At 41.8% G+C, this 25,595-nt stretch carries 8 protein-coding genes; 2 read left to right on the top strand and 6 right to left on the bottom strand.

Annotated features, from left to right (window positions below; genetic code table 11):
- Positions 1-9 precede the first annotated feature (9 nt).
- On the top strand, positions 10-453 hold the full coding sequence (locus tag A6J31_RS06075) for a hypothetical protein (RefSeq protein ID WP_080610706.1): 444 nt from the start codon (positions 10-12) through the stop codon (positions 451-453).
- Positions 454-656: 203 nt separating this feature from the next.
- Here the strand turns inward: A6J31_RS06075 and A6J31_RS06080 are convergent, their stop codons facing one another.
- Together A6J31_RS06080 and A6J31_RS11855 are read right to left on the bottom strand one after the other, a co-directional pair.
- A complete protein-coding gene (locus A6J31_RS06080) occupies positions 657-9,299 on the bottom strand; it encodes an accessory Sec-dependent serine-rich glycoprotein adhesin (protein ID WP_080610707.1) in 8,643 nt (2,880 codons plus the stop codon).
- A 272-nt stretch (positions 9,300-9,571) separates the two neighbouring features.
- Positions 9,572-9,799 carry an LPXTG cell wall anchor domain-containing protein gene (locus A6J31_RS11855; RefSeq protein ID WP_413081376.1) on the bottom strand — a complete coding sequence of 76 codons (228 nt, stop codon included), beginning with the start codon at positions 9,797-9,799 and terminating at the stop codon, positions 9,572-9,574.
- A 22-nt stretch (positions 9,800-9,821) separates the two neighbouring features.
- Here A6J31_RS11855 and A6J31_RS11860 point away from each other — a divergent pair, with 22 nt between their 5' ends.
- Complete coding sequence (locus A6J31_RS11860) at positions 9,822-11,336, top strand: hypothetical protein (protein ID WP_413081377.1); 1,515 nt, start codon at positions 9,822-9,824, stop codon at positions 11,334-11,336.
- A gap of 43 nt (positions 11,337-11,379) precedes the next feature.
- Here the strand turns inward: A6J31_RS11860 and A6J31_RS06085 are convergent, their stop codons facing one another.
- The 4 genes from A6J31_RS06085 to asp5 all read right to left on the bottom strand — a co-directional run bounded on the left by A6J31_RS06085 (position 11,380) and on the right by asp5 (position 25,592).
- Positions 11,380-15,873, bottom strand: a complete 4,494-nt coding sequence (locus A6J31_RS06085; protein WP_413081378.1) for an accessory Sec-dependent serine-rich glycoprotein adhesin — start codon at positions 15,871-15,873, stop codon at positions 11,380-11,382.
- A gap of 455 nt (positions 15,874-16,328) precedes the next feature.
- A complete protein-coding gene (locus A6J31_RS11735; RefSeq protein WP_318655381.1) occupies positions 16,329-23,840 on the bottom strand; it encodes an accessory Sec-dependent serine-rich glycoprotein adhesin in 7,512 nt (2,503 codons plus the stop codon).
- Positions 23,841-24,330: 490 nt separating this feature from the next.
- Entirely contained in the window at positions 24,331-25,332 is a 1,002-nt protein-coding gene (locus tag A6J31_RS06110; protein WP_080610708.1) for a sugar transferase, read from the bottom strand.
- 35 nt (positions 25,333-25,367) lie between these two features.
- Positions 25,368-25,592: an accessory Sec system protein Asp5 gene (gene asp5 / locus A6J31_RS06115; RefSeq protein ID WP_002883546.1), complete on the bottom strand. Its 225-nt coding sequence runs from the start codon at positions 25,590-25,592 to the stop codon at positions 25,368-25,370.
- Between the last annotated feature and the right edge of the window lie 3 nt (positions 25,593-25,595).

Genomic DNA, 25,595 nt, shown 5'->3' on the forward strand with positions numbered 1-25,595 from the left:
GTGAGAAAGATGTCAGTACAACATACAAACTTCAACACAAGCCAAGATAAGGGTCAGAATGGTCAAGAGGTCAATAATCAAGAGCTCATTAAGAAGAACTCTCCAGACAACAGGCTTGCTTCTATTCTCCTTGCAGTCGCCTTTTATTTAGCTATCGTTTATCTTGCCTTATTTTTGCTCTTAGGACTGTCAAATCCTTGGGGAATGATTGTAATCCTTTTTCTACGTTATAGCTTGATTAGTTTTATCATTGCAACCATCTTAATAGGAAAAGGCCTTAAAAAAGAAAATATAGTTTTGTTATACTCAAGCAATGTTTTTTATCTTGCTTCAACCCTTTTGGCTTATGACCCTGCCTGGAGACCTTATCGAGTCACACCATTTCTCATAACCCTTCTTGTAACAGTGGGAACAGTCATGTATAAACAAGATAATGAGCAAGACAACAAATAAGAGACCATGTTCAAGTGGTCTCTTATTTTTATGTAGTCATTAGTATTTCAAAAAGTCAGTACCATTTTGAACCTTTCACAACATCTCTAAATCAAAAAAACACCTCCTAGCTAGAATGGTTATCTAACATGAAGGTGTTTTTATTGTGCTTATCTAAGCATTGCAAAGACTCTTACAATTCAGAAATACGAATAATCTTCGTCCTATTCTTCATTTTTCTTACGTTTGGCAAGAAATCCAAGACCAGTTGCAGTTGCCAAGGCACCCAAGGCCATACCTAATGATGAGTTTTCCTCACCAGTCTTCGGAAGTGCTTGGCTACCACGTTTGTGCTTAGGATCTCTCACTTCAGAAATTGATTCTGAAGTAGACACTGAAGCACTTGTTGATGCTGAGGCTGAAAGACTTGCTGATGTACTCAATGAAGTTGAAATACTTGTTGAAGTGCTTGTGCTTTCAGAAGCACTCAAGAATGCCGATGTAGAAGCGGACTCGGAGACTGAAGCGGAGGCGCTCGCTGAGGCTGACGCAGATGCACTTGCACTTTGCGATTCGCTCAACGATACAGACTCACTTGTAGAAATCGAAGCACTTACTGAGGATGAAACTGACTGTGATTCTGAGACTGACTCACTTACTGAAGTTGATTCTGAGTTTAAAACGGATTCTGATTCAGACACAGACGCACTCTCTGAAACGGACTCGGAGTTCGATACTGAATGCGACTCTGAAATTGAGACACTTACTGAAGTTGAAACTGAGGCAGATGTACTTGCTGACGCTGATGTAGACAATGACTCAGATATACTTGTTGAGGCTGAAAGACTTGCTAAGGTACTCAATGATGTTGAAATACTTGTTGAAGCACTTATGCTTCCAGAAGCACTCAAGAATGCCGATGTAGAAGCTGACTCGGATACTGAAACACTTGATGAAGCAGTTTCTGAGGCAGATGCACTTGCTGAGGCTGACGCAGAGACTGAGTTTGAGACAGACTGTAATTCTGAGACTGAGGCACTTGCTGATGCACTTTCAGAATTAGAAACTGATTGTGACACTGAAACTGAAGCGCTCAATGAGGCTGACGCTGAAGCGGATGCAGACAATGACTCAGATACACTTGTTGAGCCTGAAAGACTTGCCGAGGTACTCAATGAAGTTGAGATACTTGTTGAAGTGCTGGTGCTTTCAGAGGCACTCAAGAATGCCGATGTAGAGGCTGACTCGGATACTGAAACGCTTGATGAAGCAGTTTCTGAGGCAGATACACTTGCACTTTGCGATTCGCTCAACGATACAGACTCACTTGTAGAAATCAAAGAACTTACTGAGAGTGACTCACTCAGTGATACTGAGTTTGAAACAGATTGTGATTCAGACACTGATGCACTCGCTGAAACTGATTCTGAGTTCGATACTGATTGCGACTCTGAAATTGAGACACTTACTGAAGTCGATACTGAGGCAGAGACTGATGCGGATGCGCTCGCTGAAGATGATGCAGACAATGACTCAGATACACTTGTTGAGGCTGAAAGACTTGCCGAGGTACTCAATGATGTTGAGATACTTGTTGAAGTGCTTGTGCTTTCAGAGGCACTCAAGAATGCCGATGTAGAGGCTGACTCGGAGGCTGACGCAGATGCACTTGCACTTTGCGATTCGCTCAACGATACAGACTCACTTGTAGAAATCGAAGCACTTACTGAAGTTGATACTGATGCAGACGCTGAAGCGGATGTGCTGGCTGAGGCTGACGCAGAGACTGAGTTTGATCCAGACTGTGATTCTGAGACTGAGGCACTTGATGATGCTGACTCGGAATTAGAGACTAATTGTGATTCACTGATTGAAGCACTTACTGATGCACTTTCAGAATTAGAAACTGATTGTGACACTGAAACTGAAGCGCTCAATGACACCGACTCTGATGCGCTGACTGATTCTGACACTGAGGCTGAGGCGGAGACTGATGCGGATGTGCTTGCTGATTCCGACACAGATTCAGAAACTGATGTGCTAACGGATTCTGATACAGACGCACTTGTTGATGCAGACTCGGAATTAGAGACTGATTGTGATTCTGAGATTGAAGCACTTACTGATGCTGACTCGGAGTTTGAGACAGACTGTGATTCAGACACCGATGCACTCTCTGAGGCTGACTCGGAATTAGAAACTGATTGTGATCCTGAAACAGATGTACTCAATGACGCCGACTCACCCAATGATGCTGAGTTAGATGTCGAAAGCGACTCACTAGCTGAAATGAAGCTTGAAGCTGAGTTCGAAATAGATTCAACAGTTGAAATAATCGCAGAAATTGAAGCACTTAAGGCTTGAGACTGGCTTTCAAATGCAGAAGCACTCAATGAGCTTGACGTACTCCATGATTCTGACTCTGAAGTCGAGATTGAGGAACTTGTGCTCTGTGATTCACTCAATGATGCAGACTCACTAACTGAAATTGAAGCACTTAATGAAGCTGATTCTGAGTTTGAAGCAGACTGTGATTCTGATACTGATCCACTTTCTGATGCTGACTCTGACGTTGAAGCAGACTGTGATTCTGAAACTGACGCACTCTCTGACGCTGATTCTGAGGTTGACACTGACTGCGACTCAGAAACTGAGGCACTTTCTGACGCTGATTCTGAGTTTGAGACAGACTGAGACTCAGAAATTGACGCACTTTCTGAAGCTGATTCTGAGTTTGAAACAGACTGTGATTCTGAAACTGATGCACTCTCTGACGCTGATTCTGAGTTAGACACTGATTGTGATTCTGAAACTGATTCACTTACTGATGCTGACTCGGAGTTAGATACTGATTGTGATTCTGAAATTGATTCACTTACTGACGCTGATTCTGAATTAGATACAGACTGTGATTCTGAGACAGACGCACTTGTTGATGCTGATTCTGAGTTAGACACTGATTGTGATTCTGAAACTGACGCACTTTCTGACGCTGATTCTGAGTTAGACACTGATTGTGATTCTGATACAGAAGCACTTACTGACGCTGATTCTGAGTTAGACACTGACTGTGACTCAGACACTGATGCACTCTCTGAAGCGGATTCGGAATTAGATACAGACTGTGATGTCGACGTTGATTCACTCTCTGAGGCTGAAACTGAGTTTGAGACAGACTGTGACTCTGAAATTGATTCACTTACAGATGCTGAACCGGAGTTCGATTCAGACTGTGATGTCGACGTTGATTCACTCTCTGAAGCTGACTCTGAGGTTGAAACTGATTGCGACTCGGACACAGATGCACTTTCTGAATCAGAGACTGAATTTGATTCGGATTGTGAAGCTGATGTCGACTCGCTCTCTGAGGCTGACTCGGAGTTAGATACTGATTGTGATTCTGAAATTGACGCACTTACTGACGCTGACTCTGAGGTTGAAGCAGACTGTGATTCAGAAATAGACGAACTTTCTGAAGCGGATTCGGAATTAGATACAGACTGTGATTCTGAGATTGATTCACTTACTGACTCTGACTCTGAGGTTGAGACTGATTGTGACTCACTGATTGATTCGCTTACTGACGTTGACTCCGAGTTCGAGACTGATTGTGACTCACTGATTGATTCGCTTACTGACGCTGACTCGGAATTTGAAACAGACTGTGATTCTGAGACTGATTCACTGACTGACACTGACTCCGACGTTGAAGTAGACTGCGATTCTGAAACTGATTCACTCTCTGACGCTGATTCGGAGTTAGAAACTGATTGTGACTCAGATACTGAAGCACTCTCTGACGCTGATTCTGAATTAGATACTGACTGCGACTCAGAAATTGACGCACTTTCTGAAGCTGATTCTGAATTTGAGACTGATTGTGATTCTGACACCGATGCACTGACTGACGCTGACTCGGAGTTTGAAGCAGACTGTGATTCTGAGATTGATTCACTCTCTGATGCTGATTCTGAATTAGAGACAGACTGTGATTCTGAAATTGAGGCACTTACTGACGCTGACTCCGAGTTCGAGACTGATTGTGACTCACTGATTGATTCGCTTACTGAGGCTGACTCGGAATTTGAAACAGACTGTGATTCAGAAACTGACGCACTCTCTGAAGCGGACTCTGAGTTCGAAGCGGATTGCGACTCTGACACTGAGGCACTTACTGACGCTGATTCTGAATTAGATACTGATTGTGATTCTGAAATTGACGCACTTACTGATGCTAATTCTGAGTTTGAAACAGATTGTGATTCAGAAACTGACGCACTTTCTGACGCTGACACTAAGTTCGATTCAGACTGTGAAGCTGAAATTGATTCACTAACAGAGGCTGATTCTGAGTTTGAGACTGATTGTGATTCTGAAATTGATTCACTAACAGAGGCTGATTCTGAGTTTGAAACAGACTGTGATTCTGAAATTGACGCACTGACTGACGCTGACTCTGAGTTTGAGACAGACTGTGATTCTGATACTGACGCACTCTCTGAAGCGGATTCGGAATTTGATACAGATTGTGACTCTGAAGTTGATTCACTCTCTGAAGCTGACCCTGAATTAGACACTAACTGTGATTCTGAAACTGAAGCACTTACTGAAGCAGAGACTGAATTTGATTCGGATTGTGAAGCTGATGTCGACTCGCTCTCTGAGGCTGACTCTGAGTTAGATACTGATTGTGATTCTGAAATTGACGCACTTACTGACGCTGACTCTGAGGTTGAAGCAGACTGTGATTCTGAAATAGACGAACTTTCTGAAGCGGATTCGGAATTTGATACAGATTGTGACTCTGAAGTTGATTCACTCTCTGAGGCTGACTCGGAGGTTGAAACAGACTGTGATTCTGAGACAGACGCACTTGTTGATGCTGACTCTGAGTTTGAGACAGACTGTGATTCTGACACTGATGCACTCTCTGAAGCGGATTCGGAATTTGAGACTGATTGTGATGCTGAAATTGACGCACTTACTGAAGTAGACTCTGAAGTTGAAACGGATTGTGATTCAGACACTGACGCACTCTCTGAGGCTGACTCTGAGGTTGATTCAGACTGTGATGTCGACGTTGATTCACTCTCTGAGGCTGAAACTGAGTTTGAGACAGACTGTGATTCAGACACAGACAACTTTGTTGAAACGGACTCACTTAATGAACTCGAAACACTCTCAGATTTCACGGCACTCAAAGATGCACTTGTTGAAGCGGATTCACTTTGTGAGATGCTAGTCTTCAAGGATTCACTCAAGGAGGTTGAAACGCTCTCAGATTTCACGGTACTCAAAGACGCACTTGTTGAAGCGGATTCACTTTGTGAGAGACTTGTCTTCAAGGACTCACTCAAAGAACTTGAAACGCTCTCAGATTTCACGGTACTCAAAGACACACTTGTTGATGCGGATTCACTTTGTGAGAGACTTGTCTTCAAGGACTCACTCAAGGAACTTGAGACACTCGCTGATTTCACGGTACTCAAAGACGCACTCGTTGAGGCTGACTGACTTTGCGAAACACTCGTCTTCAAGGACTCACTCAATGAACTTGAAACACTCGCTGATTTCACGGTACTCAAAGACGCACTTGTTGAAGCAGATTCACTTTGTGATTGGCTTGTCTTCAAGGACTCACTCAAGGAACTTGAAACGCTCTCAGATTTCACGGTACTCAAAGACGCACTTGTTGAAGCGGATTCACTTTGTGAAACGCTGGTCTTCAAGGACTCACTTAATGAACTTGAAACGCTCGCCGATTTCTCAGCACTCAAAGACGCACTTGTTGAAGCAGATTGACTTTGTGAGACGCTCGTCTTCAAGGACTCACTCAAGGAACTTGAGACACTCGCTGATTTCACGGTACTTAAAGACGCACTTGTTGAAGCGGATTCACTTTGTGAGAGACTTGTCTTCAAGGACTCACTCAAAGAACTTGAGACACTCGCTGATTTCACGGTACTCAAAGACGCACTTGTTGAAGCAGATTGACTTCGAGATTGACTTGTCTTCAAGGATTCACTCAAAGAACTTGAGACACTCGCTGACTTCACAGTACTCAAAGACGCACTTGTTGAAGCAGATTGACTTCGAGATTGGCTGGTCTTCAAAGATTCACTCAAAGAACTTGAAACACTTTTTGAGGCTACCGTGCTCAATGAAAGGCTAGTCGATGCAGATTGCTTAACAGACTCACTTCGACTTTGAGAAATAGATTCCTGCTTAGACTGACTGGCACTTTGCGACACTGACTCGCTGTAATCACTATCCGACAATTTCACCGTCACAACATTCGTCGTACTATCTTTATAAGTAATCGTTACCGTACCATCACTATTAACCGTATAAGACTTAATACGGTTGGCGACCTCTGGATTCAAGGCAGACACTGCCACAATAATCTTACTCTTATCTGCGTCTGTTAGGGCAGTCAGGCTGGTCACCTGAATAGTGCTTGTAGGCGCCACACCCGGTGTACGATCTGACAAGCGACCCTGAGTAATACGAATCTCACCCAAACCATTTGGACGGTTCATATTTGACGCATTGTCAATAGCAGCAACATTACGTTGCCATGTGTTTCGGAAAGAATGATAAAGGTCATCCTTCAAATGAATGGTCGTTGTGATGGTTGCAGGATTATCAGTCGTAGCTGTGATATCTCCCGTAATCGGTGCAATATTACCAGTTCCGTACTGGCTACTACCAAAGAAATTGCCGTTCAAGGCATTGTCATTCAAATCGGCTCTTGCAACGACTTTCATTTCTTTAAGCTTGCCACTGTCATCTGTTGCCGTGAAAGTCACAACAGCATCATCACCAGCATAGAGGGTATAGTTTTTCCCACCACCTTCGAGAGGCGTTGACTTAGGTTCCACACCATCAACCGTCAACTTGGCCGTCACTTCAGGACGCGTTCCGTCCGTTACAGCCACGGAATTGCTGGCATCTGAGTATACCGCATAATCATCATACATGATGCAAGCTTTGGCTGTTACACCACCTGTTTGTAACTTAACTGTCGGCGTCACAATCGCTTGACCCGAAGCATCTGCCACTGCTGTTCCCACTTCGTCGTCATTATTGTATAGAACGACTGTAGAACCTGGCTCAGCTCCTGTCACCGTTACAGGTGTCTGCGTGTAAGCCTTGTCCAATAATCTCGTTTCAACCGTTGGTGCTGCAAGTCGCTTCACTGGAGCCGTCACATCATTTGTGGTGTTATCTTTATAAGTAATAGTCACCACACCAGATGATGAAACCGAATAAGATTTAAAATCCTTTGAAGTGGCAATATTTGGGTTAGCAGTCTTAAAGGCCTCCCAAACCTTATCTTTTTCGGCTTGAGCGAGATTACTTGTGTCATTAACATAAGTCCCCGTTGTCACCGCCGTAATCGGGTTTCGAATGCCATCATTTTGTGGCAAAACCTGAATACGAAGCGTACGTGTCACTGACTGCTTAGCCGTATTAGTCACTACAAAAGAAACATTATAAATTTTCCCAGGCGTTACGACCTCTGTCTGGCCAACAGTCCCCACAATATTAAAGGCGACTGCACTATTTTTCAATGCAGAGGTCTGTGGCACGTTGATCCCATTCACACGATCACTACCAGAAGCGTAGCCAATGCTTTTAATACTATTTCGTGTAGGAATGGTTTCAACAACATTATAAGCCTGATTGATGTAGTCAGAGTTATAAACAGAAATCAAGGCATTGTTAGCCAGACCTAAATTATACTGGGGTGAACGGAGGTTGCTATCAGCATCAATGCGAGATCCATTACGAGGATCACGCTGACCAGATGTCGCACGAAGCACCGCATTGGCAAGACTATTTCTAGCCTGACGAGCCTGAGTTATCGTAGGAGACACATCACTGTCACGATCAGCCAGACTGACACGAATGGCATCCAGGGCTTTATCTCCCTTGAGAATAGCAGCATCCGTATTTGGCAAATCGACAGCTTGAGCTTTATAGGTATAAATGTCTAAGGCTAAATCTTTGAGTCGCTTTTCTTGTTCTAAACGCTCAGCATCTGCCACAACTGAGGCAGCTAGCAGACCAGTCGCCGTTTCTGACAATTGGCGATTCGTTTGAACTTCGGATGTCAAGGAAGCGTTTAATAAGGTTGACTCCGAGCTGACAAGAGTCATCCCCACTTTAGAGTCGCTACTGCTATCACTCTTGCTAACTGACTGAACAGAGGCACTTGCGCTTTGCTCTGAAGTTTTTCCAAGCGTACTCTCAGACTGACTGTGAGCAGAAGAATCCGTCTGACTTACTGATTCCGATTTAGAAGCTAATGAAGCTGACAATGAAACTGAAAGCGAGGCACTCAATGACAAGGATGTCGATTTAGAAGCTAATTCAGAGGCAGACACCGATTGGCTGAGTGATAAAGACTCACTCAAAGAAGCCTCCGAAGTCTGTCTTGACGCAGTTTCAGATGACTCTTGACTATTTACTTGGCTATCTTGAACACTAGACACAGACTCCATATTTCCAAGAACAACAGAATCAGATGCAGCTAAGAGATCAGTCTTAGCTCCTGCTTCACTTTCCAAAATCGGCTGATCAGTCATTTCATCCGCATGAGCCACTTGAGTCGCAACAGAGCCACCAAGCAAGGCCCCAGTTGCAAGCACTCCCTTAAGCACTGTCTGACCTGAAAAGGCAGGTGCTTCCACCTCTACCTGCTGAGTAGCAACAGACGGTGTATACACACCCCCTCTAAGCACCTTGAAAAGACCAAAATTCGACGTCGCCGCACGAAGCCAGTGCTTCCCTGACTTAACCAATTTAAACCGTGTCACACGATCGGTTTCACGATATTGACCTTCATTCCTTCTAAAAAACATATATACTCCATTTATTTTTGATTAAAACATTCCTTTAAATTTTATCATAAAATTAAGCAAAAAATCTCATTTCAAGATTGCTTTCTAGCGATTAATCCTTTCTTTCATTTCCCCAGAAATACGATAATAATGCTAACCCTAAGACTTATTAAAACTATTTGTATTTTTAGAATATCAAACTAAAAAAATCCCCTACCAATTAGGAAATCACTCTAATCGATAGGGGATATTTGATTGTCTAGCTAGAAGATAATGATTAAACTTACTAAGGCTTAGAAGTCTTCACTTTCTTCTTCATCTTTCTTACGTTTGGCAAGAAATCCAAGACCTGTTGCAGTTGCTAAAGCACCCAAGGCCATACCTAATGATGAGTTTTCCTCACCAGTCTTAGGAAGCGCTTGGCTACCACGTTTGTGCTTAGGATCCTTCACTTCAGAAGTTGATTCTGAAGCAGAGACTGAAGCACTTGTTGAGGCTGAAAGACTTGCTGATGTACTCAATGAAGTTGAGATACTTGTTGAAGTGCTTGTGCTTTCAGAGGCACTTAAGAATGCTGATGTAGATGTTGACTCTGATACTGAAACGCTTGATGAAGCGGATTCTGAGGCTGACAATGACTCAGAGGCACTTGCTGATTCTGATGCAGATACTGAAGCGGATGCGCTTGCTGATTCTGATACAGACTCAGATGCGCTTGCTGATTCTGACGCAGATGCTGAAGCTGAGGCGCTTGCTGATTCTGACGCTGAGACTGAAGCGGATGTGCTTGCTGATTCTGAGGCAGATGTTGATGCTGACTCAGAGGCACTTGCTGATTCTGATGCAGATGCTGAAGCTGAGGCACTTTCTGATTCTGAAGCAGAGACTGATGCAGATGTGCTTGCTGATTCTGATGTAGATGCTGAAGCTGAGGCACTTTCTGATTCTGAAGCAGAGACTGATGCAGATGTGCTTGCTGATTCTGAGGCAGATGTTGATGCTGACTCTGATGCGCTTACTGATTCTGACGCTGAGACTGAAGCGGATGTGCTTACTGATGCTGAAGCAGAGACTGAAGCGGATGTGCTTGCTGATTCTGAAGCAGATGTTGATGCTGAAGTTGAGGCGCTTGCTGATTCTGACGCTGAGACTGAAGCGGATGTACTTGCTGACGCTGACGCAGATGCTGACTCAGAGGCACTTGCTGATTCTGACGCTGATGCTGAAGCGGATGCACTTGCTGATTCTAACGCAGAGACTGAAGCGGATGTGCTTGCTGATTCTGACGCAGACGCTGACTCTGATGCGCTTACTGATGCAGATGCTGACTCTGATGCGCTTGCTGATTCTGAGGCACTTGCTGACTCTGAGGCACTTGCTGATTCTGATGCAGATACTGAAGCTGATGCGCTTGCTGATTCTGAGGCACTTGCTGACTCAGATGCGCTTGCTGATTCTGATGCAGAGACTGAAGCTGATGTGCTTGCTGATTCTGACGCAGATGCTGACTCAGATTCTGATGCACTTGCTGACTCAGATGCGCTTGCTGATTCTGATGCAGATGCTGATGCTGACTCAGATTCTGATGCTGAGGCACTTGCTGAGGCTGACGCTGATACTGAAGATGATGTGCTTGCTGATTCTGACGCAGAGACTGATGCAGATGTGCTTGCTGATTCTGACGCAGAGACTGACGCAGATGCTGAAGCGGATGCGCTTGCTGACTCAGATGCAGAGACTGATGCAGATGTGCTTGCTGAGACTGACGCAGAAACTGAGTTTGAAACAGACTGTGATTCTGAGACAGAGGCACTTGTTGATGCAGACTCGGAATTTGAAACTGATTGTGATTCACTGATTGAAGCACTTACAGATGTACTTTCAGAATTAGATACTGATTGTGAGCCTGAAACAGAGGCACTCAATGACGCCGACTCACTCAATGATGCTGAGTTAGATGTTGAAATTGATTCACTAGCTGAAATAAAGCTTGAAGCCGAGTTCGAAATAGACTCAACAGTTGAAATGATTGCAGAAATTGAAGCACTGAAGGCTTGAGACTGGCTTTCAAATACAGAAGCACTCAATGAGCTTGATGTACTCAATGATTCTGATTCAGAAGCTGAAACTGACGCACTTGTCTTCGAGATTCACTCAATGATGCAGACTCACTAGCTGAAATTGACGCACTTACTGACGCTGACTCTGAGTTTGAAGCAGACTGTGATTCGCTTATTGATGCACTCTCTGACGCTGACTCGGAATTAGACACTGATTGTGATTCGCTTACTGATGCACTTTCTGAAGCTGATTCTGAGTTAGACACTGATTGTGATTCTGAGATTGACTCACTTACTGACGCTGACTCTGAGTTAGATACTGATTGTGATTCGCTTACTGATGCACTCTCTGAAGCTGATTCAGAATTAGACACTGATTGTGATTCGCTTACTGATGCACTTTCTGAAGCGGATTCTGAGTTTGAAGCAGATTGTGATTCTGAAACTGATGCACTTTCTGAAGCGGATTCTGAGTTAGACACTGATTGTGATTCTGAAACTGAGGCACTTTCTGAGGCTGATTCGGAGTTTGAAGCAGACTGTGATTCTGAAACTGAGGCACTCTCTGATGCTGATTCAGAATTAGACACTGATTGTGATTCGCTTACTGATGCACTCTCTGACGCTGATTCAGAATTAGACACTGATTGTGATTCGCTTACTGATGCACTTTCTGAAGCGGATTCTGAGTTTGAAGCAGATTGTGATTCAGAGATTGACGCACTCTCTGACGCTGATTCTGAGTTTGAAACAGACTGTGATTCTGAAACTGACGCACTCTCTGACGCTGATTCTGAGTTTGAAACAGACTGTGATTCTGAAACTGACGCACTCTCTGACGCTGATTCTGAGTTTGAAACAGACTGTGATTCTGAAACTGACGCACTCTCTGACGCTGATTCAGAATTAGACACTGATTGTGATTCGCTTACTGATGCACTTTCTGACGCTGACTCTGAATTAGACACTGATTGTGATTCAGAAACTGATGCACTTTCTGATGCTGACTCTGAGTTAGATACTGATTGTGATTCGCTTACTGACGCACTTGCTGACGCTGACTCTGAGTTAGACACTGATTGTGATTCTGATACAGAAGCACTTTCTGAAGCTGACTCTGAGTTTGAAGCAGACTGTGATTCTGAAACTGACGCACTCTCTGACGCTGATTCTGAGTTTGAAACAGACTGTGATTCTGAAACTGACGCACTCTCTGACGCTGATTCAGAATTAGACACTGATTGTGATTCGCTTACTGATGCACTTTCTGACGCTGACTCTGAATTAGACACTGATTGTGATTCAGAAACTGATGCACTTTCTGATGCTGACTCTGAGTTAGATACTGATTGTGATTCGCTTACTGACGCACTTTCTGACGCTGACTCTGAGTTAGACACTGATTGTGATTCTGATACAGAAGCACTTTCTGAAGCTGACTCTGAGTTTGAAGCAGACTGTGATTCTGAAACTGACGCACTTTCTGACGCTGATTCGGAGTTAGACACTGATTGTGATTCTGAAATTGATGCACTTGCTGACGCTGACTCTGAATTAGACACTGATTGTGATTCTGATACAGAAGCACTTTCTGATGCTGATTCTGAATTAGATACAGACTGTGATTCTGAAACTGACGCACTTTCTGATGCTGATTCTGAATTAGACACTGATTGTGATTCGCTTACTGATGCACTTACTGATGCTGATTCTGAATTAGACACTGATTGTGATTCGCTTACTGATGCACTTACTGATGCTGACTCTGAGTTTGAAGCAGATTGTGACTCTGAGATTGATTCACTTACTGATGCTGACTCTGAGTTTGAAGCAGATTGTGACTCAGACACTGATGCACTCTCTGACGCTGATTCTGAGTTTGAAACAGACTGTGAGTCTGATACAGAAGCACTCTCTGACGCTGATTCTGAATTAGACACTGATTGTGATTCGCTTACTGATGCACTCTCTGATGCTGATTCTGAGTTTGAAGCAGATTGTGACTCAGACACTGACGCACTCTCTGACGCTGACTCTGAGTTTGAAACAGACTGTGATTCTGATACTGATGCACTCTCTGATTCTGATTCTGAGTTTGAAACAGACTGTGATTCAGACACTGATGCACTCTCTGATGCTGATTCTGAGTTAGACACTGATTGTGATTCTGATATTGATTCACTTACTGACGCTGATTGTGAAGTCGAAGCAGACTGTGATTCAGACACTGACGCACTCTCTGACGCTGACTCTGAGTTTGAAACAGACTGTGATTCTGAGATTGACTCACTTACTGACGCTGACTCTGAGTTTGAAGCAGACTGTGATTCTGAAACTGACGCACTTTCTGACGCTGATTCGGAGTTAGACACTGATTGTGATTCTGAAATTGATGCACTTGCTGACGCTGACTCGGAATTAGACACTGATTGTGATTCTGATACAGAAGCACTTTCTGACGCTGATTCTGAATTAGATACAGACTGTGATTCAGAAACTGACGCACTGACTGACGCTGACTCTGAGTTTGAAGCAGATTGTGATTCAGAAACTGACGCACTTTCTGATGCTGATTCTGAGTTTGAAGCAGACTGTGATTCAGAAACTGACGCACTCTCTGATGCTGATTCTGAGTTAGACACTGACTGTGATTCAGAAACTGACTCACTTGTTGAAGCTGACTCATAATTCGAGACTGACTGTGAAGCTGATGTTGACGCACTGACTGACGCCGAAGTTGAGTTCGACTCAGACTGAGATGTTGACGTTGATGCACTCTCTGAAGCTGAGACTGAATTTGACTCCAACTGTGATGCGCTCACTGAAGCACTTGTTGAGGCACTTTCAAGAAGACTTTCTGAGATACTCTCTGAAAGAGATGCTGATGCTTTCTCTGATACAGAAAGAGAAGATGAAACAACCTCTGACTCAGATGCTGAAACTGATGCAGATTCTACCTTACTTGTTGATACTGATTGAGACTCTACTGTTGAAGCACTTTCTACGAGGCTTTGAGAAGTACTTAGAGATGCACTCGTTGTATCAGCTTGAGATTCAGACTCAATAACCTGACTACCATTAAAGAAGTTAACGGCAATCGTATCTGTCTTACCTGCATAAGGCGAGAAGGTGAAGGATGTATCATCACCAGTGATTTTAGCAGTCCAAGTTGTTGTCAGACCATAGCTTTGTTTAGCCTGATAAGCATTCATTTGGAAACCTTGCCCCCAACTATAACCACTACTATCCGATGTTACTGGTGTTGTATTAGCCTTAGGATTTGCAACTTGGTTACCATTTTTATCTGTAATATAAGACGTTACAGTTGTTGGAGCACTAAGTCCCTTACCTAAAGTAAACATCGTCTGTGTCGATGTCCCTGTATTATAGATAGAATATCCAGGACTCATCTTCGAAATATTCCCAAGGGTTGATGTTGCAGGATTAACATATGTGACAGTATAGACAAAATTCAGATTTGTCCCGTCATTTGTCACTTTCAATGTATAGTAAATTGGAACATTATAGTTTGAATCTGTTCCAGCTCCTGTGTAAACCTTACTTTCACCAGTCGCAAGGTTAAGGTTTGAAGTGATAGCTGGAGTGCCATTCACTGTAGAGTTTCCATTGAAACCAGCATTTGTAAGCTTGGTCATCATGTTATCGACGGCATTACCAAGACGCTCACGCTGTTCTGCGTAAGCTGCGCTTGTTGCTGATGCCGCGATCAATGTCGTTGACTTAGTGACTTCTTCTTGAACGGTTGTAATAGCCGTTTGAATTTCAGCCTTAGCAGCTGTGTCTGTCAATTTTGCTTGATAGTTTTTAGCAATATTAACAAGCAATTCTGCTTCTGAAACGTTTTGATCCAAAACAGATTTTTCATCATCTTGGCTTGCAGTTTCTGAAGCAACTGAGCTTGCTGAAGTTGCTGAATCAGAAGCTGATTCTGAGTTTGAACCACTTGTACTTTCAGTTTGTGACTGGCTATCAGAAGTTGAATTCTCTTTGCTGAGTGATGCAGATTCTGAAATAGCTTGTGACAATTCAGCAGAAATTGATTTAGATACTGATTGTGACACTGATACAGACGCTTCTGTGCTTGCCTGAGCATCAACTGAAGAGCTTGTAGACTCTTGGCTTGTTGAGGCTGCTACTGAGGCTTCAGAAGATGGTGCTGCACTCAATACAACTGACTCGGAGTTGGCTGCCACATCTTGATTAGCAGTTACTTGGCTTTCCAAAGCCGGAGTTGTCGTCTCTTCCGCTTGAGCAGTGTAAGTCGCTACTGCTCCTCCAGCTACTGCACCTGCCGCAGCAATCCCTTTAAGCAAGGCTTGCCCTGAGAGAAGCGGTGTTTTCTCCTCGACACTCTGTGCTGAAACTGACGGTGCATCCGCACCACCCTTAACAACCTTAAAAAGTCCAAAGTTAGATGTAGCAGCACGAAGCCATTGCTTACCTGATTTAATCAATTTAAAACGAGTCACGCGATCAGTTTCGCGATATTCCCCTTCGTTCCTTCTAAAAAACATATCTACTCCATTCTTGTTTTATGAATTAAAACTCACCGATAAATTTTATCATAAAATTCTTGTAAGCTCTAATATAAACTCTTATTTCCCTCAAAAAAGATTGCAAACGCTTTATGCTGTATAAATATTGAAAATGCTTATTTTATAGTATTTTCATCCACCTTACATTTTGTAAAACAAAACTTAAAGTTGTCTTAAAATTCAAAGTCTACTTCTTCCACATCTAGGATTTTAGCTTACTAAACTAATCCTTTACTCTCTAATACTGAGCCTAAATGAGACTTAGACTAACGTTTAAGGCACGTTCTCTCATTTTCAAACACGACAAAAAGACACATCCCATATCGGAATGTGTCTTTTTTAGAACGAAGCTAATCGGCTTATTCTTACTTAAGAGTAGTTAGTTTTTATTAGGACTAGTCACTCATAAGTTTTAGGGGTAAGTCGAAGGAATATTATTCCTCAGTTTTTTTGCGTTTTGCCGCAAGAGCCAATCCAGATGCAGTTGCAAGCAATCCAAGAGCTGCTGTAGCTGCTACGTTAGACTCTTCACCAGTGTTTGGCAATTGTGCCATTTCTTGTGCAGGTTTAACTGGAGTAGCTTTGGCTGGAGCTTTAGGAGCTGGATCAACTGGTTTAGCTGGAGTTGGTTGTTCAGGTTTACCTGGAGTTGGTGTTACTGGTTTTTCTGGAGTTGTATCGACAAGTTTGTAAACGTAAGTTACGTTCTTATCACCTTCGATAACTTTACCAGTCACTGGGTCAGTTGTTGTCAAGTGACCATCACCATCTACAGAACCTACTGGGTAGTTACCTTGTGGTACCAATTCGTAAACTTTACCATCAGCAGTAACAATTGTCTTAGGACGGTTATCAATTACTGTATCGTAATCTTTACCTACTGGTTGACCAAATTCATCTGTTACAGATTGTTTGATAGTGTTACCATTTTCATCTACATAGTGAACGTAAACATTACCCTTAGGTTGTGCTGGTTGTTCTTTAAGTTTGTAGATGTAAGTAACATCTTTACGTCCTTCGATAACTTTACCTGTTGTAGCGTCTGATGACTCAAGGTGACCTTGTCCATCAACTTTACCTACAGTGTAGTTACCTGCTGGTACCAATTCGTAAACTTTACCATCAGTTGTTGTGATAGTCTTAGGACGATTATCTACTACTGTATCGTAGTCTTTATCGACTGGTTGATCTTTTTCATCAACAACTGAAGTCTTGATTGTCTTACCTTCAGTATCTTTATAGTGAACGTAAACGTCACCCTTCACTTCTTTGTAGACGTAAGTGATGATTGAACGTGGTTTTTCAACTTTACCTTTAGTTGGGTCAGATGATTCAAGGTGTCCATCGCCATCAACTTTACCTACTGGGTAGTCACCTTTCGGTACGATCTTGTATGTCTTACCGTCTGGAGTCTTGATTGTCTTAGGTTTTTCACCTTCCTCAGTTGTATTATATGGAGTATCATATGGTGAGTTTGGTGTGTCTTGACGAGGTTTCTTGATTTCTTTACCTTTTTCGTCTACGTAAGTGATGATTACGTCACCTTCTTTAGGTTTCGTTGGATCTTCTTTAAGTTTGTAGACGTAAGTAACGTTCTTATCACCTTCGATAACTTTACCTGTTGTAGCGTCATCACCTGTCCAGTGACCTTGTTCGTCGACTTGACCTACTTTGTAGTTACCTGCTGGTACCAATTCGTATGTCTTACCTTGGAATTCGATTTCTTTTGGACGGTTATCTACTACTGTATCGTAGTCTTTGCCTACTGGTTGATCTTTTTCATCTGTTACAGATTCTTTGATAGTGTTACCATTTTCATCTACATAGTGAACGTAAACATTACCCTTAGGTTGTGCTGGTTGTTCTTTAAGTTTGTAGATGTAAGTAACATCTTTACGTCCTTCGATAACTTTACCTGTTGTAGCGTCTGATGACTCAAGGTGACCTTGTCCATCAACTTTACCTACAGTGTAGTTACCTGCTGGTACCAATTCGTAAACTTTACCATCAGTTGTTGTGATAGTCTTAGGACGATTATCTACTACTGTATCGTAGTCTTTATCGACTGGTTGATCTTTTTCATCAACAACTGAAGTCTTGATTGTCTTACCTTCAGTATCTTTATAGTGAACGTAAACGTCACCCTTCACTTCTTTGTAGACGTAAGTGATGATTGAACGTGGTTTTTCAACTTTACCTTTAGTTGGGTCAGATGATTCAAGGTGTCCATCGCCATCAACTTTACCTACTGGGTAGTCACCTTTCGGTACGATCTTGTATGTCTTACCGTCTGGAGTCTTGATTGTCTTAGGTTTTTCACCTTCCTCAGTTGTATTATATGGAGTGTCATATGGTGAGTTTGGTGTGTCTTGACGAGGTTTCTTGATTTCTTTACCTTTTTCGTCTACGTAAGTGATGATTACGTCACCTTCTTTAGGTTTCGTTGGATCTTCTTTAAGTTTGTAGACGTAAGTAACGTTCTTATCACCTTCGATAACTTTACCTGTTGTAGCGTCATCACCTGTCCAGTGACCTTGTTCGTCGACTTGACCTACTTTGTAGTTACCTGCTGGTACCAATTCGTATGTCTTACCTTCGAATTCGATTTCTTGTGGACGGTTGTCTACTACTGTATCGTAGTCTTTACCTACTGGTTGTTCTTTTTCATCTGTTACAGATTCTTTGATAGTGTTACCATTTTCATCTACATAGTGAACATATACATTACCCTTAGGTTGTGCTGGTTGTTCTTTAAGTTTGTAGACGTAAGTTACGTTCTTGTCGCCTTCGATAACTTTACCTGTTGTAGCGTCATCACCTGTCCAGTGACCTTGTTCGTCGACTTGACCTACTGTGTAGTTACCTGCTGGTACCAATTCGTATGTCTTACCTTCGAATTCGATTTCTTGTGGACGGTTGTCTACAACTGTATCGTAGTCTTTATCAACTGGTTGGTCTTTTTCATCTGTTACAGATGCTTTGATTGTCTTACCTTCAGTGTCTACATAGTGAACGTAAACATTACCTTTCACTTCTTTATAAACGTAAGTGATTGTTGATTTAGGTTTATCAACTTTACCTTTAATCGGATCAGATGATTCAAGGTGTCCATCGCCGTCAACTTTACCTACTGGGTAGTCACCTTTTGGTACGATCTTGTATGTCTTACCATCTGGAGTCTTGATTGTGTTAGGTTTTTCACCTTCCTCAGTTGTGTTATATGGAGTGTCATATGGTGAGTTTGGTGTGTCTTGACGTGGTTTTTGGATTTCTTTACCATCATTCTCACGGATGTAAGTGATGATTACTTCACCAACTTTAGGAGTTTCACTTTCAGACATTGATTGAGAAATTGAAACTGAAGTTGATTCAGAGCTTGAAAGTGATTCTGAAACTGAAGTTGAAGTTGATGTAGATTCTGAAAGGCTAGCAGATGCTGAGTAAGATTCAGAAGCTGATACTGATTCAGATACAGAAGTTGATTCTGAAGAGCTTGCTGATTCAGACGCTGATACTGAAGCTGAGGCACTTGCTGATTCTGATGCAGATGCCGATGTACTCAACGATGCTGATTGACTTGCTGATACTGAAGCTGATTCAGACGCTGATGTACTCAACGATGCTGATTGACTTGCTGATACTGAAGCTGATTCAGATGCTGATGTACTCAACGATGCTGATTGGCTTGCTGATACTGAAGCTGATTCAGACGCTGATGTACTCAACGATGCTGATTGGCTTGCTGATACTGAAGCTGATTCAGACGCTGATGTACTCAACGATGCTGATTGACTTGCTGATACTGAAGCTGATTCAGATGCTGATGTACTCAACGATGCTGATTGACTTGCTGATACTGAAGCTGATTCAGATGCTGATGTACTCAACGATGCTGATTGGCTTGCTGATACTGAAGCTGATTCAGATGCTGATGTACTCAACGATGCTGATTGACTTGCTGATGCAGATACAGATACTGACTCAGATGCACTTGCTGATTCTGATACAGATGTTGAAGCTGATGTGCTTGCTGATTCTGATACAGATGCTGAATCGCTCAATGAAGCTGATGCTGACTCAGATGACGAAGTTGATTCTGATTCAGAGTTATTTGTAACGATTGAAATTGATTCTGAAATAGAAGCTGAAACAGAGATAGATTCAGAAGTTGAAGTGCTCAACGATGCTGATTGGCTTCCTGATACTGAAGCTGATTCAGATGCTGATGTACTCAACGATGCTGATTGACTTGCTGATACTGAAGCTGATTCAGATGCTGATGTACTCAACGATGCTGATTGACTTGCTGATACTGAAGCTGACGCTGACGCTGATGTACTCAACGATGCTGATTGGCTTCCTGATACTGAAGCTGATTCAGATGCCGAAGTACTCAACGATGCTGATTGGCTTCCTGACACTGAAGCTGATTCAGATGCCGAAGTTTTCAATGATTCTGATTGACTTGCTGATACTGAAGCTGATTCAGATGCCGAAGTTTTCAATGATTCTGATTGACTTGCTGATACTGAAGCCGATTGTGAAACAGATTGTGACTTAGAAACCACCTCTGATTCTGATTGTGATTTAGAAGCTTGTTCTGACGTTGATTGTGACTTAGAAACCGCCTCTGATAGTGACTGTGATTTAGACACGACTTCTGATTCTGATAGTGAAGCTGATGTTGTATCAGATGCTGAATTTGAACCTGAATCTGATTGTGATTCTACTTTCAACTTATAGATATAAGTAACATTCTTATCACCTGAAGCCACTTTACCAGTCGTATCATCATCACCTGTCCAGTGACCTTGGCTATCAACTTGACCTACTGGGTAATTACCAGCTTCTACAAGTTCGTAAGTTTTACCTTCAAATTTAATTTCTTTAGGACGATTATCTACTACTGTATCATAATCCTTCTCAAGTGGTTGATCTTGCTCATCAATAACAGATCCCATGATCGTATTTCCATTAATATCTTTATAATGAACAAAGACACTTCCAACCTCTTCATAAACGTAAGTAATAGTTGATTTTGGTTTGTCAACTTTACCAGTAATAGGATCTGAAGATTTCAAATGACCATTTTCATCAACATCTCCTACTGGATAATCACCTTTAGGAACAATTTTATATGTCTTACCATCAGTTGTCTTGATGATATTTGGTTTTTCACCTTTTTCAGTTGTGTCATATGGTGTGTCATATGGTGATTTAGGTGTATCTTGACGAGGTTTTTGAATTTCGTTACCTTTCGTATCTACATAAGTGATAACTACTTCACCTTCTTTTGGTGTTTCTTTCACTTTATAGATATAGGTAACATTTTTATCTTCTTTAGCAACTGAACCTGTAATCGGGTCTGAAGTTGTAAGGTGACCATCTGAGTCAACTTGACCAACAGTATATGTACCTGCTGGTACCAACTCATAAGTTTTACCGTTGTACTCAATTGTAGCTGGACGGTTATCTACTACTGTGTCATATGCTTTGTTGATAGGTTGTTTATCTTCATCTGTTACTGAAGCTTTAATAGTTGTTCCTTCAGTATCTTTATAGTGAACGTAAACGTTACCTTTTTCATCTGTCTTACGGTAGTAGTGTACTGTATCACCAGATGGTTTTTCATTTGCTGATGGAATTGAGTATTGGACACCAAATCCACCAACAGTCTTAACTGGATTACCAGATGCATCTGTCTTAATTGTCTTACCATCAGCAAGCAAGGCATACTTAGTACGTCCACCGATAACGTTCTGTGTATTACCACCTGCTACTGAATTTTCAGTTCCCTTAGGTTCATCAATGAACATATAGTTAGCATCACCAACATGACCTTTTGCAAACCAACCTGTAACATATGCAAAACCTAATGGTGGGTTATCGCTAGGATTATGCCAAGGAGAAACTGTTAATTCGTAATCACCATTTTTACTTGCAACTGTATACTTATCAGTTTCCATGTTTGTTGCAGATGGAATATACTTTTCACCTGGTTTAATAACTGGTGTTGTGTAAACTAGTGTGTAACCAGTCGTATCAGTATTATTAGCCATAGTAGCTTCATTGTAGGTTGAAACTGCTGATGGATCCAAAACATAAAGTTTTGTTACTGTTGAACCATCGTTAGCTACAACTTCACGGATACGTTTTACGTAATAATGTTGGCGTCCACCTTTAAGTTCTGCATACTTAGTACCTACTGTACCACCTAGCTCACCAGACATTGTTGAAGCATCCGCTTGTTGGTACAAGACATAACCTTCAAATGAACGTGGGTTAGAAGCTGTATAGTTTTGACCTTGAATACCAGTTTGTGTATATGAAGCAAGTTCTGTTTCATTTCCAGTTGGTTTATAACTTTGAGTTGTTGTATCTGATGATGAACGTGAAGCATTATAAGTTGATGATGTAGTATCAACTACCTTGTAGTGAGTTGTTTGGTTCATCTTAGTTGATGGCACGCCAATTTCAACGTTTGGTTTGCTTTCAGTTTGGTTGGCTGGAGTCAAGTAGTCAAAAATTTGTTCTGTCTTTTTAGCAAACGCAGTCTCTTCATTGTTCTTGATAATAGCATCCACACTTGCAGAACCACCATCTGTAGAAGCATTGTAAACAAAGTATGGGTAATATTTATTAGCTGAAAGATTACCTAGGTTTACCTCTTTACCAGAGTTGGCTGAAGTCAATGTTGTATTTGCAACTTCATTTCCTGTTGTTTTATCTACCAAACGAACATAAACATCAGGATTGTTTGTGCTAGTTGTCTTATCAATTGACAAAGTCACATAATAGTTTGTGTTATAAGCTTCGTTGTAAGATTTAAGGTTCCAAACACCGAATGTCAAACGACCTGAAGCTGGGTCAGCTGAGTATCCTGCAGGAATTGTAGTTGACTTATCAGTAAGTGTCGCACCGTTAGCATCGTCCATTCCTGGAGTTACGTCAACACCTGCTGAAAGTGTATTTGAAGTAGCGATTGGTGCCAACTGTGCTGTCACTGCTGCAACACCGTTAACTACTGAGTTACCTGTGAAGCCGTTGTCAGTGATCTTAGTCATCATGTTGTCAACAGCGTTTCCAAGGCGCTCACGTTGTTCTGCGTAAGCAGCGTTGGTTGCTGATGCAGCAAGCAAGGTTGTTGATTTAACAACTTCTTCTTGTACTGTTGCGATAGCTGTTTGGATTTCAGCTTTAGCAGCTGTATCTGTCAATTTAGCTTCATAGTCTTTAGCAATATTAACAAGCAATTCTGCTTCTGAAACGTTTTGATCCAAGATAGTTTTTTCATCTTCTTGAGTTACTGTTTCTGATGCAGTTGCTACTGTTGAAGTTGCTGATTCAGAAGCTGATTCTGAATTTGAACCAGTGTTGCTTTCAGTGTGTGATTGGCTTTCAGAAGTTGAGTTCACTTTGCTAAGTGATACAGATTCTGAGATAGCTTGTGACAATTCTGCTGATACAGATTGTGATACTGAAACTGAAGCGTCTGTGCTTGCTTGAGCATCAACTGAAGAGCTTGTAGACTCTTGGCTTGTTGATGCCACTGCTGGAGCTTCTGAAGCTACTGTTTCTGATACTGGAGCAGCGCTCAATACAGCTGCTTCAGAGTTTGCCAATACGTCTTGATTTGTAGTTGCTTGGCTTTCCAAAGCTGGTGCAGTTGTTTCTTCAGCTTGAGCAGTATAAGTTGCTACTGCACCACCTGCCACAGCACCTGCTGCTGCAATCCCTTTAAGGAGTGCTTGACCTGAAAGAAGTGAAGTTTTTTCTTCTACATTTTGAACTGATACTGACGGAGCATCTGCACCACCTTTAACAACTTTGAAAAGTCCAAAGTTTGATGTTGCAGCACGAAGCCAGTTTTTACCCGATTTGATAAGTTTGAAGCGAGTCACGCGATCTGTTTCGCGGAATTCACCTTCGTTACGTCTAAAAAACATATTTACCTCCTAAAAATATGAGTGATTTCCTAATCTGGAAATTACAATTTATAATATATCACAAGTTTACTAAAAATTGTTCTTTTTTATCTCATTTTCTCCAAAAAATATAAGGTTTTCGCAATTCTGAATTTTCTGATTACTATAAATAATTGCCCTTATTTTTATGTGCAAACGGTTGAAACTCCCTATTTTATGCTATTTATTTCTATTATTCTCATTTTTAAGCTTAATATCGTTCGGTTTAAAATTATCCAACAATTCCATTTTTGATAAATTGTCACACAATTACAATCAATTGCTTTAGGCGAATTCTTTACATCTGTTAAGCTATTATTGGCTATTTTTTAACATTAATCCTAATTAGAGACAGCTCTTCCTTAAATCCTTAAGTCTAAAGTGAAAACGATTTGAATAATTTATAAAAAGTCAAGATATATGCTCAGATTTGTCACAAAAAAAGGATTACCTTTCGATAATCCTTTTTCTATTAGCTTAATGCCATGATAGCATCAATAAAAAGTTTCTTTGTGAAGTAACCGTTACTAACGAGATAGGCTGTGTGGCGAGCATTAGCCACCATCTGTGCATACTGTTCCTCGGTACATTCTTGAACGCAACGGTCTGCTTCTTCCAGACTTGAAACGACGAAGCCTAGACCATGTTCTTTGACATAGTCTGCATTTGAGAGGTAGTCAGGTACAATAACTGGGAGACCTGCGGCTAAGTAAGTGGAGAGTTTATAAGAGATGTTCATCTTATAGTAGTCAAGCTCGTCCTCTGGTTTTTCCGAATTTCCCCAGACCAGACCAAATCCTCCCTTAGATAGTTCTAGCAAAAGCTCATGTTTATTTCGCCAGCCTTCGAGGTGGACTTTGGAATAATCCTTATCCTCTTGTTTATCTGCGTAGACGTGGAGAGGGGTCGTTTGTTTCCAGTCTAAGATATGTGGGAAACGTGTTGGGTTTCCGGCAAAAATCATTTTCTTTTGGAAAGCAGGCTGGTGCAAGTCCAGACTATGAGGTAAGTCCCAAAGTTTTTGGATGATAATCTTCTCAACTGTTAGCCCTTCCTCAATTAGTCGATCACGCATCTTTTCAGATGGAACAACGACGACATCACAGAGATTATACATGTCAATATAAGCAGACATCAGATAGTAGTTACTATCAAACATAAGAGGTGGGATGTCATGGATAAACATAACGGTCTTAGCATTAACAGCCTTGAATTTACGGAGTAATCGGCTATCCCACTCACTACCATTCCATGATGGGGACTGGAAGAAAACGATATCTCCAACACTCAGTCCTGCTACAATCCCATCAAAGCGGGAATTAAGCTCTCCATCTGGCTCTTGGCTACTATCATAGAAATAAATTCCTAGTTCATTAGCACCGAGCTCTTTGGCAATCTTCATGGTATCATTTTGGGCAATCAAGGCCACACTACGTGAGGACTGGCCAAATAAATTTGTAAAATGTACGCGCATGACATACTTCTTTCTATTGTATAGTAGGAAGTCCTTTACTTATAAGAAACAATCATAAAAATAAGTAAGAGGATAAAGAGGGCTATGCTGATAGCCAAGGTCAACATTTTTCGAATCGGTTGGCTAGCCCAATAACTTGGTTTACCGATATTACTCGTGGCATCCGTTGAAAAAATCTGCGTTTGACGCGGTTGGATGGTCACTAGGACGATAAGGGCAACCGAAAGAATCACTGCTAGAACCATAAATACTAACATCATAAG

Source organism: Streptococcus sp. FDAARGOS_192, from assembly GCF_002073815.2.
Taxonomy (GTDB): domain Bacteria; phylum Bacillota; class Bacilli; order Lactobacillales; family Streptococcaceae; genus Streptococcus; species Streptococcus salivarius_H.

Excerpts from the sequence above, each read along its gene's own strand:
- A6J31_RS06075 (WP_080610706.1), top strand. The coding sequence starts at position 10 with ATGTCAGTACAACATACAAACTTCAACACAAGCCAAGATAAGGGTCAG.
- A6J31_RS06080 (WP_080610707.1), bottom strand. The coding sequence starts at position 9,299 with ATGTTTTTTAGAAGGAATGAAGGTCAATATCGTGAAACCGATCGTGTG.
- A6J31_RS06085 (WP_413081378.1), bottom strand. The coding sequence starts at position 15,873 with ATGTTTTTTAGAAGGAACGAAGGGGAATATCGCGAAACTGATCGCGTG.
- A6J31_RS11735 (WP_318655381.1), bottom strand. The coding sequence starts at position 23,840 with ATGTTTTTTAGACGTAACGAAGGTGAATTCCGCGAAACAGATCGCGTG.
- A6J31_RS06110 (WP_080610708.1), bottom strand. The coding sequence starts at position 25,332 with ATGCGCGTACATTTTACAAATTTATTTGGCCAGTCCTCACGTAGTGTG.
- asp5 (WP_002883546.1), bottom strand. The coding sequence starts at position 25,592 with ATGATGTTAGTATTTATGGTTCTAGCAGTGATTCTTTCGGTTGCCCTT.